This is a genomic window from Microbacterium sp. Bi121, from assembly GCF_918698005.1.
Classification (GTDB): domain Bacteria; phylum Actinomycetota; class Actinomycetes; order Actinomycetales; family Microbacteriaceae; genus Microbacterium.
Genome location: NZ_CAKKLJ010000003.1, coordinates 176004 through 191381, shown reverse-complemented (window position 1 = coordinate 191381; position 15378 = coordinate 176004). Strand labels below are relative to the sequence as shown.

The following is a 15378-nucleotide window of genomic DNA, read 5'->3' as shown; positions in this document are numbered from 1 at the left end:
GCGGGCTCATCGCTCCGTTAGCACAAACGCGTCCGACGCGCCTCCCCCTCGGCCCCGACGACCGCTCCTGGCAGGGTGGCGACATGCGATCTCGAACCATTCCCATCACCGTGAAGAATGCGCTCCACGACGACGCCCCCTCCCTCCTGACGCGTGGCTACGGCTTCGGCGACCGCATCTGGCGACGGGTGCGCGAAGGCGCACGATCAGCGCCCATGCGGCTCCTCGGCAGCCAGGCGGTGTTCGTGCGCGGAGCCGCCGGAGTCGAGCTGTTCTACGACAGCACCCGCATCGCTCGGCACGGCGCGATGCCCGCGATCGTGCAGGAGACGCTCTTCGGCCACCGCTCCGTGCACAGTCTCGACGGCGCAGAGCATCGTCACCGCAAGGCCACCTTCGTCGACGTCGCCTACGAGGACGCTCAGGTCGCACGTCTCTCGCCGCTGCTCGAACGCGAGTGGCGGATCGAACTCGACGCGTGGGTCGGTGGAGGCAACCGCTCCGCGTACGATGCCGCGGTCGGCGCGTTCGGACGATCCGTCATGAGGTGGGCAGGTCTGCCGGGGACCCCTGGCGCACAGACACGCTGGGCGGCGAGACTCGCCCAGATCGTGGACGGGTTCGGAGCACCCTACTCGCCGGCCCTTCTTCTCGCGCTCGTCAACCGAGCCTGGTCGGATCGTCACGCGCAACGGCTGATAGAGGCCGTGCGGATCGGCTCCCTGACGGCGCCGGAGGGCACGGCGCTTCGCGCATGGGCGGCGCACCTCGACGAGCACGGTCAAGTGCTGCCCGCCCGCCTCGCCGGTGTCGAGCTGCAGAACAGCCTGCGGCCGATGATCGCCGTCGCGCGCTTCGTGGCCTTCGCCGCCAAGGCGTTGCACGAGCACCCGTCGTGGCGTTCGCGCATCGCCGACGAGACCTCCGAGCGCGACAGCCTGGTCGGCGGGCCGCTCGCCACGGCCTTCGCGCAGGAGATCCGACGCACGGCGCCGTTCGTGCCGATGCTGCCCGGCTGGGCCCTCACAGACGTGGAACTCGATGGCGTGAGCGTTCCCGCCGGCGGCCGAGTCGTACTCGACATCCTCGGCACGAACACCGATGCGCACTCCTGGCACCGGCACGCAGAGTTCAACCCCGACCGGTTCATCGGCGTCGAGGACTACGAGGCTATCGAGGAGTTCATCCCGCACGGCGGTGCGGGGGTGGCAACCGGCCACCGCTGCCCTGGGGAGAAACTCGCCATCGCCGGTCTCGCGACCGCGATCGCGGCGCTGAGCGATCCGCGCGTCAGGATCCTGCCGACCGGACTCGGCGTGAACCGGCGGCGCCTCCCCACCAAACCGGCATCCGGCGGGATCGTCCGCGCACCGGGAGCACCGTCCCGCTGCCCGTTCCACTGACCTCGGCTCGGGTGCCGATCGAGTGGCTAGCCCTCATCGCCGCGCACCGGTCGCCAGAGCACCACTTCTGTCGAACGGCGGATGCGACGGCCACCGGTAACAGGGACGACGCCGGTCGCGCCGGCGGCGAAGACGCGGACGCCTGGGCGGTTCTGCCGCTCGGCGCGCAGCGCGCCCTCGAGGTCGAGGACTCTGCGGCGCAGCATCCGCACCTCGTCTTCGAGATCGAGCAGCCGCGCGATCGCCGGCAGGCTCATGCCGTCGCCGGAGAGCCGTGCCACTTCGCGGAGCTGCTCGATGTTGCGAGCCGAGTACCGACGGGATCCGCCGCGTGTGCGGCCCGGGACGACGAGTCCGATCCGGTCGTACTGCCGGAGCGTCTGCGGATGCATGCCGGCGAGCTCGGCCGCGACGGCGATCGCGAAGACCGGAGCGTCCTCGTCCTCAACCATGGTCAGGCCCGCGCCTTCGCCATCATGTCGGCGCGCGGGTTCTCCTTCGGCTCCAGCTCCTGGAACCGCTGAAGCGCCTCGCGCGAGGCATCATCGAGATGAGTCGGCACCGCGACCTGGAGCTCGGCGAGCAGGTCGCCTGTTCCCTTCGAACTGGTGACGCCTCGACCCTTGACGCGCAGGACGCGCCCGGACGGCGTTCCCGGCGCGACGCGGAGCTTGACGACATCACCGCTCAGGGTCGGCACCTCGATCGTGGCGCCCAGGGTCGCCTCGGTGAAGGTGACCGGCACCGTCAGGCGGAGATTGAGCCCATCGCGGGTGAACACCGGATGCGGACGCACGGTGATCGACACGACGATGTCACCCCTCTCGCCGCCGTCCGGCGACGGGCGACCCCGGCCACGCAGGCGGATCTTCTGACCGTCGGCGACGCCGGCGGGGATCTTCACCTTGAACGGCTTGCCGTCCTCGCCCTGCAGGGTGATGGTCTCACCCTGCACGGCGGTGACGAAATCCAGGGTCGTTCGAGCCGTGACATCCGCACCCTTCTGCGGACCGCCGAACCCGCGGAACCCGCCGGTCGTCTGCCCGAAGCGTCCGGAGCCGAAGCTGCCGCCCTGCCCCTGGTTGAACATCGCGAAGATGTCCTCGAAGTCGGCGCTCTGCTGGCCGCGGCCGCCCTGACCGAATCGGCTGAAGACGTCCTCGAAGCCGCCCGCGCCCGAGCCGCCGGCAGTGAAACGCGCGCCGGAGCCCATGGCCCGGATCTCGTCGTACTCCTTGCGCTGCTCCGGGTCGGAGAGCACCGAGTACGCCTCGCTGATCTCCTTGAACGTCGCCTCGGCCTTGGCATCCCCCTGGTTGGAGTCGGGGTGATACTTGCGAGCCAGCTTGCGGTACGTCTTCTTCAGATCCGCGTCACTGACGTCCTTGGTGACGCCGAGCGTCTTGTAGAAGTCCTTGTCGAACCAATCCTGGCTGGCCATGAATCACCCGGCCTATTCCGCAGGAACGGCGACGACGACCTTCGCAGGACGAAGCTCGACATCGCCGAGGCGATATCCGACCTCGACGACCTCGAGGATCGTCGACTTCTCGGCGCCGGGCGTCGGCTGCTGGAAGATCGCCTCGTGGTGCTGCGGATCGAACTCCTCGCCCGCCTCGCCGTACGAGACGACGCCCAGGCGCTCCACGACCGCTCGCACCTTCTCGCCGATCACGAAGAACGGCGTGCCCTCGACGAGATCACCGTGCTGCGTGGCGCGATCGAGATCGTCGAGCACGGGGAGCAGGCCCTTGGCCGCCTCGCCCTTGGCGCGCGCGATCTCGATGTGACGCTGCTCCTCGGTGCGGCGGCGGTAGTTGGCGTACTCCGCCTGCAGGCGCTTGAGGTCGTTCAGCAGCGCCGACTCGGCGTCGGCGATCGCGGCGTCTCCCGCGGCGGCGTCGTCGGTCTGCGCTGCGTTCAGGATGTCGTCGACCGTGAACCCTTCGGCAGGATCAGGGAGCGAGTCCGCTCCGTCGGCCGGCGACTCATCGGATCCCTCCGCGGCCTTGGCCTCGGCGGAATCGGCGTTCTCCTGCGGCGCGGGGCCGGATGCCGCAGCATCCGACCCCTCGTCCTCAGGAACTTCTTCGAAGTTCTTGTCCGTCATGGTTACTTCTTCTCGTCCTCGTCGTCGATGACCTCGGCGTCGACGACATCCTCTTCGGATGCCTCGTCTGCCGGGGCCTCACCCTCAGCGGAGCCGGCCGATGCTCCGGCCGCGGCGTCCGCCTGCGACTGAGCGTAGATGGCCTCGCCGAGCTTGCTCTGCGACTGATTCAGCTTGTCGAGCGCGGTCTTGACGGCGTCGTCGTCATCGCCGGCCAGAGCCGTCTTCAGAGCGTCGACGTCGGCCTGAACCTCGTCCTTGACCTCGGTGGGGAGCTTGTCCTCGTTCTCCTTGATCAGCTTCTCGATCGAGTACGAGAGCGTCTCGGCCTGATTGCGCTGCTCGAGAGCCTCGGCGCGCTTCTTGTCCTCGGCGGCGTTCTCCTCGGCCTCGCGGACCATGCGCTCGATGTCATCCTTCGACAGCGACGAGCCGCCGGTGATGGTCATCGACTGCTCCTTGCCTGTGCCCTTGTCCTTGGCGGACACGTGCACGATGCCGTTCGCGTCGATGTCGAACGTGACCTCGATCTGCGGCAGGCCGCGGGGAGCCGGAGCGATGCCGGTGAGCTCGAAGGTGCCGAGCGGCTTGTTGTCGCGGGTGAACTCGCGCTCGCCCTGGAAGACCTGGATCGCGACGGACGGCTGGTTGTCGTCTGCCGTGGTGAAGGTCTCGCTGCGCTTGGTCGGGATCGCGGTGTTGCGGTCGATGAGCTTCGTCATGCGGCCGCCCTTGGTCTCGATGCCGAGGCTCAGCGGGGTGACGTCGATGAGCAGGACGTCCTTGCGCTCGCCCTTGAGGACACCGGCCTGAAGTGCGGCGCCGACGGCGACGACCTCATCGGGGTTGACACCCTTGTTGGCGTCCTTGCCGGTCTCGCGCTTGACGAGATCGGCGACGGCGGGCATACGGGTCGAGCCACCGACGAGCACGATGTGATCGATGTCGGAGACCTTGACGTTCGCCTCGCGGATGACGTCCTCGAACGGCTTCTTCGTGCGGTCGAGGAGGTCCTTGGTCAGGTCCTCGAACTTCGCTCGGGTGATCGTCTCGGAGAGCGAGACGGGGCCGGACTCGGTCAGCGACAGGTACGGCAGGTTGATCGAGGTGCTGGTCGAGGAGGAGAGTTCCTTCTTCGCCTGCTCGGCAGCCTCCTTCAGACGCTGCAGGGCGATCTTGTCGCCCGACACGTCGACGCCGCTGGTCTCCTTGAACTGCTTGATGAGGTGATCGACCAGGCGCTGGTCCCAATCGTCACCGCCGAGGCGGTTGTCACCGGCGGTGGCGCGCACCTGGATGGTCGAGAAGTCGTCGTCCTTGCCCACTTCGAGCAGCGAGACGTCGAAGGTTCCGCCACCGAGGTCGAAGACGAGGATGAGCTCGTCCTCCTTGCCGCGGTCCAGGCCGTATGCCAGGGCGGCGGCGGTCGGCTCGTTGATGATGCGCAGGACGTTCAGTCCAGCGACCTCACCGGCCTCCTTGGTGGCCTGGCGCTCGGCGTCGTTGAAGTACGCGGGAACGGTGATGACGGCGTCCGTCACTGTGTCGCCGAGGTAGGACTCGGCGTCGCGCTTGAGCTTCTGGAGGATGCGCGCGGAGATCTCCTGCGGCGTCCACTTCTTGCCGTCGACGTCGAAGCTCCAGTCTGTGCCCATGTGGCGCTTGACGGATGCGACGGTGCGGTCGACGTTGGTGACGGCCTGGCGCTTGGCGGTCTCGCCGACGAGCACCTCGCCGTCCTTGGTGTAGGCGACCACGGACGGGGTCGTGCGGAAGCCCTCGGCGTTGGCGATGACCTTCGGCTCGCCACCCTCGAGGACGCTGACGACGGAGTTCGTCGTTCCGAGGTCGATTCCAACAGCACGTGCCATGTGATTCTCCTTCTGGTTGAAGTACGAGTGAAGAGTGAGGGCGAATCAGAAACCTGAGTCGCGATGGCTCAACCGTACTCCGAGGCACGTTCGGCTGTCAAATGAACTTGATATGAATTGGCTCAACTTTGAACGCGAGGGCTCCAGCGCTCATTTCCCGCCGGGCGGACCGACGATCAGGAGCATCACGTAAAGTGCGACCACGGCCACGGCGATGAGCGCCACGAGAACCCATGGTCGGCGGAGGAACCAGCGCATCACCCGGTCGTACCAGGCGCGGTCCTGCGGATGATCGCTTTCCTCGAGGCGCCACTCGCCGGCTAGGCGGTCGGTGCGGTGCAGCCAGATCTCCATCGGGATGGTCGCATAGGGGACGACCGCGCTGACGACCGCGAGCATGCCGACGCCGATCACCCAGCGCTGGTTGAAAGCGACGAGGATCGCCGTGGCGCCGTAGGCGAGGAAGACGAATCCGTGGATGCCGCCGCCGATGGTCACCACGATCCCCGGGGCTCCCAGGGCTCTGGCGATGAGAGCGGCGATCAGGATGGTCCAGGTGATCGCCTCGGCGATCGCGAGGGCGCGGTACAGACGGGCAGGGGTGCGGAACATCGCGCTCCTTGTTCGGGGTGTACCTCCACGGTACGTGATGCCGCCGTCACCGCCACCGCGCGACGGCATCCAGGAGTTCGGTGAGCGGACGCGGCATCCGCTCGAGAGGAACCAGGTCGATCACGTCGGCCGCGAATCGGGCCTTGCGCCCTGCGGCGGTGCCGGCGAAGCGGTGCAGCTGGTGCTCGATACGACGTTCGCGCTGCGCCGGCTGGCCCTGGAAAACGCGGAAGCGCGTGAGCTCGTCGCGCGCCGCGAGCGTCTCGAGGACCATGTCCGGCCCCGCGGCCCGGATCACCTCGTCCTCGAGATCACGCTCGCACCCGAAGAATCCGACCGAGCGGAGATCCTCCACGCCGTCTCCGATCATTCCGGCGCCACGCAGCACCCCGCTCACGTAGCGCCCCTCTGCCGCATCGTAGAGGCCGAATACGCGCGCTACTCCTCCGTCCTGCAGGGCCAGCAGTTGCCGGCGCAGGTTGGTGATTCCGCCGAGTTCGATCAGCTCGAGATCGTCCACCGGCGCGGAACGGCGGCGCGCGAGGGCCCGGAACGCGAGGCTGTCGCTTCTGCCCTCGAACAGCACGACAGCCCGCGGCGCCACACGGCCGGAAACCATGGGTCGACCCTAGCGTCCGGTACGTGGACCCTCGAGAAGCGCGAGCGCCGCTGCATCCGCCCCGGCCCTGAGCAGCCGGTCGCGCATGGCCATTGCCGCGATGGCGTAGGGGCGCTCGTCGCCGTAGAGCAGCGACCGTGCGTTCGACTGCTCGTACAGCGCGGGCAGCTCGAACGCGAGCACCTCGATGCCCTCCGCGTCGAGGTCGAGCTCGCCGGCGTCGACTGCATGGCGCACCTGAGCTTCGACGTATCCGTACCAATCCGACATGGCCACGCGCACGGCGTCGCGGACCGGACCCGGCTTCGAATCGACGTCGGCGCTGACAGCGGCGAAGAAGCAGCCCCCCGCGAACACGCGAGTGCGGGAGTACTCGATCAGGTGGTCCATCAGAGCGACGAGACGCGGCAGCCCACGCGGATGCTCTCGCGCCGGTTCCACGACGACGGCCATGAACACCGCGCGCCCGGCGTCGACCGTCGCGAGCTGGAGTCCTGCCTTGTTCTGGAACAGGCCGGCGATGCTGCTCTTGCTGTGGCCCGATGCCTCGGCGAGCCGCCCGATGCTCAGTCCGTCGAGCCCTTCGACCGAGACGAGGTCCGTCGCGTACGTCAGCACGGAACGCCGCGACGCGTCCCCCCGAGCACGACGGCCGTCGAGCCCTGGCACTGCCTCCGCGGTGATGGATTCCGACATGTCCCTAGTCTACGAACGATCGTTCATATAGTCTATGCACGATCGTTCGTATAGATAGGAGCAACTCGTGTCGACAACGACCAAGCTCGCGGTCGGCGGCATCCGCCTCGCCGCCGCAGCATCCGCCGCCATCGGCGGTCGTCTCGCCGTTCCCCTGTTCTTCTCGACGCATCCGCGCACGCGGGTGCGCGCTGAGGATGACATCACGCACTTCGCCGCTCGACGCGACGTGGTCGAGGTGCGAGGCAATGAGCTGCAGACCTACCGATGGGGCACGGGCACGCGCGCCGCGCTGCTCATGCACGGCTGGCACGGACGCGCATCGCAGTTCGCGACGCTGGTGCGTGATCTCGTCTCGGAGGGGTTCCGCGTGCACGCCTTCGACGCCCCTGCACACGGCGGCTCGTCCGGGAGGCGAACCGACGCCCGCGACTGGATCGCCGCCGCCCAGCTGCTCACCCGCCAGGAAGGCCCGTTCGATCTCGTCGTCGGGCATTCGTTCGGAGCGTTCGCCGCTCTCGCCGCCGTCCGCGACGGCGTCGACGCCCCGCGAGTGGTGTCCATCGCCGGGGCCGGTCGGGTGGATGCCTTCCACACCGAGTTCGCACGGACGATGGGGCTGTCGCCAGCCGCGCGAAGCGCCTTCGAATCCGCGTTCTACAGCCGCCTCGGTTTGCAGCGGGCCGAGGCCGACGCGCTGTTCGACTCGCTCGCGCATCCGCTGCCTGCCGACACCGAACTGCTCGTCGTCCACGACACCGGCGACCGCGCACTCGACGCCTCGAACGCGCTCGCGCTGCACGACGCGCACGGCGCGAGTTCGCGGCTGCTGCTCACGCGCGGCCAGGGGCACAACCGCATCCTCGCCTCCGATGAAGCACTCGACGCCGTTCTGGCCTTCGCATCGGGCGGCGTGCGGGCGGTGGATGCGGCATTCATCGGCGACGCCCGTCCCGCTCGAACCGCGTCCGAGATGCGCCCCTGAGGCGGCTCCTGGAATACCCGGGGCCGACCTCAGGTTTCCTGAACCATGAGCCTCGTCGCGATGCCAGCACCCGTCGCCGCTCGGCAGGACGCCCTGGAGCGGCTGCTGGGCGATCTCACCATCCGCATCCGCTCGCAGATACGCGTTCTCGCCTCCGCCGACGAGGTCATCGCGCTCGAACCCGATGCGCTCTCGGTGATCTACGTGATCGCGGGCGACGTGCACCTGCCGACCGGTGCCGCCCATCCCGATGCCCTCTCCTCGGGCGACGTGCTTCTCGTCTCTGGGCAGAGCCCGCTCACTCTTCGCGTGCCGACCGGGGCAGGGGTTCTGGTCTCGCGCCTGGCACTGGCCGACGAAGCAGCGCACCTGCGCGCTCTGCTCCCCGACATCGCATGGATCCGTCGCTTCGATGAGCTCGAGCCGGCTGCGGCCGCACTCGCGCAGCACATCGGCGTGGAGGGAGCGATCCATTCGCCTGAGCGCGACGGCGACCTGGTGATCTGCCGCATGATGGCGACGACCCTGCTGCAGTCCGTGATCCACGCGTGGTCGACGATCGGGTGCGCCCCGGAGGGCTGGCCCTCGCGGACTGGCGACGCCTTCCTCGACCGCGTCGTCGAGGCCATCCACCAGGAGCCCGGTCGCGAGTGGACGGTCGAGATGCTCGCCGGCATCGGCGCCATGTCGCGATCGGTGTTCGCGTCGCGCTTCCACACGACCCTCGGCCGCTCGCCCGCGAGCTACGTCACCGAGGTGCGCATGGAGTCGGCGAAGAGGATGCTGGAGGCCGGCAGCTCCGTCTCGGACACCTCGCGTCGCCTCGGCTACAACTCCGACGAGGGATTCAGCCGTGCGTTCCGGAAGGCGACGGGCGTCGCTCCGTCGCGCTGGAGACAGCGCGGGCGCACGCCGGTCTCGGCCTAGGCGACGCCGGCACCGCGCGCCCGATTGGACGCGCCGAACAGCACGGCTCCCACCACCAGCGCTGCGGCTCCGAGCCCGTACGACGGCTCCACCCCGATGCTGTCGACCAGGATTCCTCCGACCCCGGCCGCGATCATGATCGCCGCCTGGAATCCGACGACGACCAGGCTCCCGCCGGCCTCGAGGCGGTCCGGCATCCGGTGCCCCACCCAGGTGTTCACGACGATCAGCCACGAGGCGAAGAAGAACCCCCACACGAACACTGCGATGCCGACGCCGAACACCGAGCCCGACAGCAGGATCGTCGCAGCGACGGTGACGGCGATCACGGCGGGCGCGAGCACGGCGAAGAGCCGGAACGTCCGGTCCACGATCAGGCCGATCGTGAGGTTGCCGACCAGACCGCCGATGCCGAACAGTGCCAGCAGCAGCACGATCGTGCCGCCATCGACATCCGGCATCCGCTCGAGTGCGAGACGGATGTACGTGTACGCGAGGAAATGTCCGAGCACGACCAGCACGTGACCGGCGAGGCCGAGTCCCACACCAGGACGGCGGATCGTGTCGAGCAGCAGTCCGAAGCTCGACACCTGAGCGGCCGGCACGGGCGGCAGCATCGTCCGCAGCGCGATCGCGAGGAGCCCCGTGACGATGCCGGCGAGGGCGAACACCGCGCGCCAGTCCATCAGCTCGCTCAGCATCACGCCCACCGGTACTCCGGCGACGGTGGCGAGCGAGGTTCCCGCCGAGGTGAACATCACCGCGCGGCCGAGCCGCTCGGGCCCTGCGATGCGCACGGCGACGGTGATCGACATCGACCAGAAGGTGCTGAGCGCCGCACCCAGCAGGAACCGGGCGAGCAGCACGAGGATCAGGTTCGGCGCGATCGCGACGATGAGGTTGGATGCCGCGGCGGCGAGCGCCATCCAGACCAGCAGTGAGCGACGGTCCAGACGAGGGAACACCATCCCGACCGTTGGGGCGACGATGAGTCCGACCAGCGCGGTGACCGTCACGGTCTGCCCCGCCTGCCCCGGCGTGACACCGAGGCCGTCGGCCATCTCGGTGAGCATGCCGTTGGGAAGGAACTCCGCCGTGACGAGGAGGAAGCTCAGCATCATCACGACGATGAGCGCGCCGTAGCGGATGCGCTCGGCAGTGCTCGGCGTGGTGACGGGGATGGGCGCGGTCGTTGTCATGGTTCCACGTTCGCAGGTGCGGGGATGCCGCGCCCGACCGAGCGTCCGCCGCAACCGACCGATCGTCCGGAGCGCGAACCTTTACAGGCGCGACGGGTCGGCCTAAGCTCTCTCGTGCGCCGGGACCCCCGGAAGAAAGTCCGCGAGAGAGGAGCCGTGACATGAGCACTGTCGTTGTCGCGCCCCTCGCCGACACCCTTCCCCTCGAGGCCGCCCGCTCCTGATCCGCGCGTGGCCTCCCTTTCGGAGCAGACCACCGTGACTGAACCCTTCGCGTCCTTCGACGCTTCTGTCCCTTTCGACACCTCGCACTCCTTTGACCCGTCGCTCGAGTTCGATGAATCCATCACCTTCGCCGATGTCGAACCCGGCGAAGACCAGCGCTGGACCACCTGGCCGGCGATCACCCCGTCTGAGCGGGGTCCGCTGCCCTGGCCCGAGTGGGTCGTGACTTCCGCCGGCGCGATCGACACCGAGCTCGGCGTTCTCAAGACCGGCAAGGAGGCGGACGTCTTCCTCATCGAACGAGCCGTCCCTGGCGACGCGACCGCGCGCACCCCGCTCGCGGCGAAGCGCTATCGCAGCTCTGAGCACCGGTCCTTCCATCGGTCCGGCATCTACACCGAGGGCAGGGGCGTGCAGAAGTCTCGCGACGCCCGAGCCCTGGCGAAGAAGACGGCGTTCGGTCGTGAGGTGGCTGCGGCCGAGTGGTCGTTCGCCGAGTTCGGCGCCCTGAGCCGCATGTGGGAGCTCGGGGCCCCCGTCCCCTACCCCGTGCAGGTCAACGGTTCCGAGGTGCTGATGGAGTTCATCGGCGCAGACGGCGCGGCCGCGCCCCGCCTCGCGCAGATCCGCGGCGGCAAGACCGAACTCGCCGACTGCTTCGCACAGGTCGTCGAGCTCATGCACATCTTCGCCGGCGCCGGCTTCGCGCACGGAGACCTGTCGCCCTACAACCTCCTCGTGCACGAGGGGCGCGTGCGGGTGATCGATCTGCCGCAGATCGTCGACATCATCGCGAACCCTCAGGGGCTGGATCTGCTGCACCGCGATTGCGTCAACGTGTGCGATTGGTTCGCCAGGCACCGCGTGGAGTGCGACGCGGAAGAGCTGTTCGCCGAGCTCATGGCCGCGTCCTACGCGTAGAGCTCGCGGGCGCTGTCGGCGCGCCGCTACCCACCGTTCACCGGACGCGGCCAGACTTCGAGCATGAGCGATGAGCACGCTGGGCCTGCCGCGGAGACGCCGATCAGCACGGCCGCGATGACGGCCTTCGGGCGCGAGCACGAGGGTGCGCCGAGCGCCACGCGGAAGCAGGTCGTGTCCTGGGCGATGTGGGACTGGGCGCTGCAGCCGTTCAACACCGTCATCCTGACCTTCGTCTGGATCGCGCTGTACCTGACGTCGCGAATGTTCCTCGACGATGACGTGCGCGCGTCGGGGCTGCTCGCCGACGGCAGCTACATGAACTGCAACCAGGCCGAGTACATCGGATCGGACTACTGCCGGGGCCTCACCGACCTGTCGGCCTGGTGGGGATGGGCGAACTTCGCCGCCGGCATCGTGATCCTCGTGCTGGCGCCCGTGCTCGGTCAGCAGGCCGACGCCCGCGGCAACAAGAAGAAGTGGGTGATCGGCGCGACGATCGGCGTCGCCCTGCTGCAGTTCGCGCTCTTCTTCGTCGAGGCCGACCCGAGCTACTTCTGGTTCGGCGCCTTCGCCGTCGCGATCGCAGCAGTCGTCAGCGAGATCGGCAACGTCAGCTACTACGCGATGCTCTCCGAGGTTTCGACGCCGAAGAACGTCGGGCGCATCTCAGGGCTCGGCTGGGGCCTGGGGTACATCGGCGGCGTCGTCGCCCTGATCGTGTGCATCCCGGTGCTGTTCGTCGTCGGCCAGAGCGAGCCACTCGCCTTCAAGCTCGTGGCGGTCATCTGCGCGGTGTGGACGATCGTCTTCTCGATCCCGATGTTCCGCAACGTGCCCGAGTCGCCCGCGTACGGCAACTCGCAGAAGGTGGGCTTCTTCCGCTCGTACGTCGTGCTGGCGCAGAACATCGCGAAGCTCTTCCGCACCAACCGCTCGACGTTCTGGTTCATGCTGTCAGCGGCGGTCTACCGCGATGGGCTGGCCGGAGTGTTCGCGTTCGGCGCCGTTCTCGCGGCCCAGGGATTCGGGTTCTCCTTCCTCGAGGTCATCATCTTCGGCCTCGCCGCGAACCTCGTCGCCGGCATCTCGACGCTGCTCGCCGGACGCCTCGACGACAGGATCGGACCACGCCGCCTGATCGTGATCGCCCTCAGCGGCCTGGTCGCGATGGCCTTCGTCGTCTACGCGCTCAAGGACCTCGGGACGATCGTGTTCTGGATCTGCGGCCTGCTGCTGTGCGCGTTCGTCGGACCGACACAGGCCGCCAGCCGCAGCCTGCTCACGCGGTTGACGCCGCCGAGTCAGCAGGGCGAGATCTTCGGCCTGTACGCGACGACGGGACGCGTGGCCTCGTTCCTGTCGCCGCTGGCCTGGTCGCTGTTCCTGATGTGGTTCGGCGGGATCGTATACGGCGTGCTCGGAATCGGGCTGATCCTGCTCCTCGGCCTGATCCTGCTGCTGTTCGTGAGGTTCCCGAAGGACGTCGGGGTCTGATCAGGCCCGGTCTCTGATCAGGCGCAGTCTCTGATCAGGTCCAGTTGTCGGCGAGCTTGGCGAGCAGCCTGGCGAGCTCGTTCTTCTCTTCGTCCGTGAACGACTCGAGTGCCTTAGAGAGCACCTCACGCCGTTCGCCGCGCATGCCCCGCGCGATGCGGCGCCCCTCATCGGTGAGCGCGATGCGTGTGCGGCGGCCGTCCTCCGGGTCGGCCTCGCGCTGCACGAGTCCGCGCTGAACGCCCTGCTGCACGAGTCGTGATGCCCGCGGCTGGTCGACGCCGATCGCCTCGCCGAGCGCGCTGACGCTCAGCGGTTCGGATGCCGCGGCGAGAGCGTCCAGCATCCGGATCCACGCCGGGCCCCCCAGGCGACCTCCTGGGCCGCCGGTCACGCCGGCCCACGGCGGCGCGCCGATTCCCGGACCGAATCCTGGCGCACCGCGGAATCCCCGGTCGTGCTCATGGGTCCCGTGCTCATGCGGGCCATGCTCGCCGTGCGGACCGCCGTGCCCGTGCCCATGCCCATGCGCGCGCGGGCCGAAGGAGCGCCGCCCGCGCAGGCGCGAAAGGGCGTGCGCGATGGCTTCTGCCGGGTCGGGATTCTCGTTGCTCACGAACTCAACTTTACATGCGACTTGACATGGATCCACATTGCATGTCACACTACATATACATGCACAGTTACAAGCAAAGGACTTCTCTCATGAACACCACTGAGAACAACGAACAGAGCCCCCGCCCCTTCGGATACTGGCTCAAGGCCGTCGACCGCCTCATGGCGGCCGAGTTCGCCACAGCCTTCGAATCCTTCGGGGTCACGCGTCGCGACTGGCGGATGCTGAACCGCGTCGCCAGCACCGTCGAGCCCGACGCCCGTCCGTTGCCGGTGCACAAGTTGAGCCGACTCATCGAGCTCGGTTGGGTGACGGATGCCGATGGCAGTTGGGCCCTCACCGACGAAGGCCGTGACGCCAAGGAGCGCCTGGGCGGCATCGTCGAGGGCATCCGTGCGAAGGTCGCCGACGCGGTTCCCGCCGAGGATCTCGCCACCACGATCGCGACGCTCGAGCAGCTCGCCCGCGCATTCGGCTGGGACGAGAACACGCCACTGCCCCGCGGCGGCGGGCATCGTCACGGTTTCGGCCGTCACGGATTCGGCCCGCGCGGATTCGAGCACGAACACGCCGGGCACGGCGCGCCCGACTTCGAAGGACGTGGCTTCGACGAGCGCGGTGAGTGCCGTCACGACAGGCACCCATTCGCTCACGGCGAGGGTCGCGGCCACCACGGTCACACCCCGCACGGCAGTTACGGACACGCCGGTCATTGCCACAACGGTCACGGTCACAACGGTCGCGACCACGGCGGAGCGCGGTTCGCGCGGTTCGCGCGGGGCGCCTATGAGCGCGGCTTCGAGGCCGGGCTCAGCCGCGGTCGCGACGACCGCTGACCCGCCATTCTGGCGAGAAGGAAAACGTCGGTTGTGAATACTCGCAACCGACGTTCTTCGCCTGCGTCGGCACGCTCGGACCCACGCCGCGTCAGGGCGCTACCGATAGGAGAGGGTTTTCTCGGGTGGCACGCTCTCGCGAGACGGGAAACCCTTCTGCCATCGCCGTCTCGGGCGGCGATCGGTCGGATGCTCGCGGCTTCAGCCGCCGGAGCCCGGGATACCCAGGGCGACCATGAACCCGATGGCGCCGAAGAACAGCACCGCGAGCCCGAGGTAGATCGCCACGGTCCAGCCGCGATAGCTGGCGCCATCGGTCCCGCCTGCGGCGGGGCTGACGTAGTTCCGAGTCGCTTCGTCGCGAGCCGTCGCGGCGCGTGACGCAGCCGCGCGCATCTCAGCCTTCTGCGCAGCGGTCGGCGGCACGGCCTCCTGCTTGTGGGACGACGCGGAGGTCCACGTGTCGTTCGGTGCCCAGGTGCGGCGCTTGCGCAGCGCAGGCGCGCCATCCGCATCCGATCCTGCGTCCTCGGACGATGACGGCGGGATGACGGGCTCCGGGATCGGAGGCGGCGATGCCGACTCGAACGCCGGCGGCGGCGGCACTTCGAATTCCTCGATGGCCGCTTCGGCGTCGGGGACCGCGACCGTCTCCGGCTCCGGGACGGCGTAGGGATCCACCGCAGAGGGAACAGGTGGCGCAGGCGGTGCCTTCGCCGTCAGGTCTGCTTCCGGCGCGGGCGCAGCTGCCGCGGCATCCGTCGTCGGTTCGGGAACGTTCTCGGTTTCATCGCCGGTCACGCCTCGATCCTACGGGCGACCGTCGCGTTCGTCACCCACTGGACGTCGACTCCATGCGGG

16 protein-coding genes are annotated in these 15378 nt (G+C 68.5%); 6 read left to right on the top strand and 10 right to left on the bottom strand.

Annotated features, from left to right (window positions below; all coding sequences use genetic code 11):
- The first annotated feature begins 83 nt into the window (after positions 1–83).
- A complete protein-coding gene (locus LQZ87_RS05870; protein WP_230102531.1) occupies positions 84–1403 on the top strand; it encodes a cytochrome P450 in 1320 nt (439 codons plus the stop codon).
- A 26-nt stretch (positions 1404–1429) separates the two neighbouring features.
- Here the strand turns inward: LQZ87_RS05870 and LQZ87_RS05865 are convergent, their stop codons facing one another.
- The 7 genes from LQZ87_RS05865 to LQZ87_RS05835 all read right to left on the bottom strand — a co-directional run bounded on the left by LQZ87_RS05865 (position 1430) and on the right by LQZ87_RS05835 (position 7311).
- A complete protein-coding gene (locus LQZ87_RS05865) occupies positions 1430–1855 on the bottom strand; it encodes a MerR family transcriptional regulator (RefSeq protein ID WP_230102530.1) in 426 nt (141 codons plus the stop codon).
- A 2-nt stretch (positions 1856–1857) separates the two neighbouring features.
- On the bottom strand, positions 1858–2844 hold the full coding sequence (locus tag LQZ87_RS05860) for a DnaJ C-terminal domain-containing protein (protein ID WP_230102529.1): 987 nt from the start codon (positions 2842–2844) through the stop codon (positions 1858–1860).
- 12 nt (positions 2845–2856) lie between these two features.
- Positions 2857–3513 carry a nucleotide exchange factor GrpE gene (locus LQZ87_RS05855; protein WP_230102528.1) on the bottom strand — a complete coding sequence of 219 codons (657 nt, stop codon included), beginning with the start codon at positions 3511–3513 and terminating at the stop codon, positions 2857–2859.
- Between the two features lie 2 nt (positions 3514–3515).
- Complete coding sequence (gene dnaK, locus LQZ87_RS05850; protein ID WP_230102527.1) at positions 3516–5384, bottom strand: molecular chaperone DnaK; 1869 nt, start codon at positions 5382–5384, stop codon at positions 3516–3518.
- A 150-nt stretch (positions 5385–5534) separates the two neighbouring features.
- Positions 5535–5996 (bottom strand): DUF3817 domain-containing protein, encoded by a 462-nt coding sequence (locus tag LQZ87_RS05845; RefSeq protein WP_230102526.1) that lies wholly within the window; start codon positions 5994–5996, stop codon positions 5535–5537.
- 46 nt (positions 5997–6042) lie between these two features.
- On the bottom strand, positions 6043–6615 hold the full coding sequence (locus tag LQZ87_RS05840) for an ATP-dependent endonuclease (protein ID WP_230102525.1): 573 nt from the start codon (positions 6613–6615) through the stop codon (positions 6043–6045).
- A gap of 9 nt (positions 6616–6624) precedes the next feature.
- On the bottom strand, positions 6625–7311 hold the full coding sequence (locus tag LQZ87_RS05835; protein ID WP_230102524.1) for a TetR/AcrR family transcriptional regulator: 687 nt from the start codon (positions 7309–7311) through the stop codon (positions 6625–6627).
- Between the two features lie 67 nt (positions 7312–7378).
- On the opposite strand from LQZ87_RS05835, the gene LQZ87_RS05830 reads away from it, so the two are divergent.
- Entirely contained in the window at positions 7379–8296 is a 918-nt protein-coding gene (locus tag LQZ87_RS05830) for an alpha/beta hydrolase (protein WP_230102523.1), read from the top strand.
- Between the two features lie 60 nt (positions 8297–8356).
- Positions 8357–9223 carry an AraC family transcriptional regulator gene (locus tag LQZ87_RS05825; protein WP_230102522.1) on the top strand — a complete coding sequence of 289 codons (867 nt, stop codon included), beginning with the start codon at positions 8357–8359 and terminating at the stop codon, positions 9221–9223.
- On the opposite strand, the gene LQZ87_RS05820 is transcribed toward LQZ87_RS05825, so the two are convergent.
- The gene (locus tag LQZ87_RS05820) at positions 9220–10422 is read right to left on the bottom strand and encodes an MFS transporter (protein WP_230102521.1); all 1203 of its coding nucleotides are present in this window, start codon (positions 10420–10422) and stop codon (positions 9220–9222) included. The genes LQZ87_RS05825 and LQZ87_RS05820 overlap by 4 nt on opposite strands.
- A 258-nt stretch (positions 10423–10680) precedes the next feature.
- On the opposite strand from LQZ87_RS05820, the gene LQZ87_RS05815 reads away from it, so the two are divergent.
- Together LQZ87_RS05815 and LQZ87_RS05810 are read left to right on the top strand one after the other, a co-directional pair.
- On the top strand, positions 10681–11568 hold the full coding sequence (locus LQZ87_RS05815) for an RIO1 family regulatory kinase/ATPase (protein ID WP_230102520.1): 888 nt from the start codon (positions 10681–10683) through the stop codon (positions 11566–11568).
- Positions 11569–11631: 63 nt separating this feature from the next.
- A complete protein-coding gene (locus tag LQZ87_RS05810; protein ID WP_230102519.1) occupies positions 11632–13065 on the top strand; it encodes an MFS transporter in 1434 nt (477 codons plus the stop codon).
- 34 nt (positions 13066–13099) lie between these two features.
- On the opposite strand, the gene LQZ87_RS05805 is transcribed toward LQZ87_RS05810, so the two are convergent.
- The gene (locus LQZ87_RS05805) at positions 13100–13681 is read right to left on the bottom strand and encodes a MarR family transcriptional regulator (protein ID WP_230102518.1); all 582 of its coding nucleotides are present in this window, start codon (positions 13679–13681) and stop codon (positions 13100–13102) included.
- Between the two features lie 89 nt (positions 13682–13770).
- Between LQZ87_RS05805 and LQZ87_RS05800 the strand changes: the two genes are divergently transcribed.
- Entirely contained in the window at positions 13771–14517 is a 747-nt protein-coding gene (locus LQZ87_RS05800; RefSeq protein WP_230102517.1) for a hypothetical protein, read from the top strand.
- A gap of 201 nt (positions 14518–14718) precedes the next feature.
- On the opposite strand, the gene LQZ87_RS05795 is transcribed toward LQZ87_RS05800, so the two are convergent.
- Positions 14719–15318, bottom strand: coding sequence for a hypothetical protein (locus LQZ87_RS05795; protein ID WP_230102516.1), 600 nt, complete (start codon positions 15316–15318; stop codon positions 14719–14721).
- Positions 15319–15378: the final 60 nt, after the last annotated feature.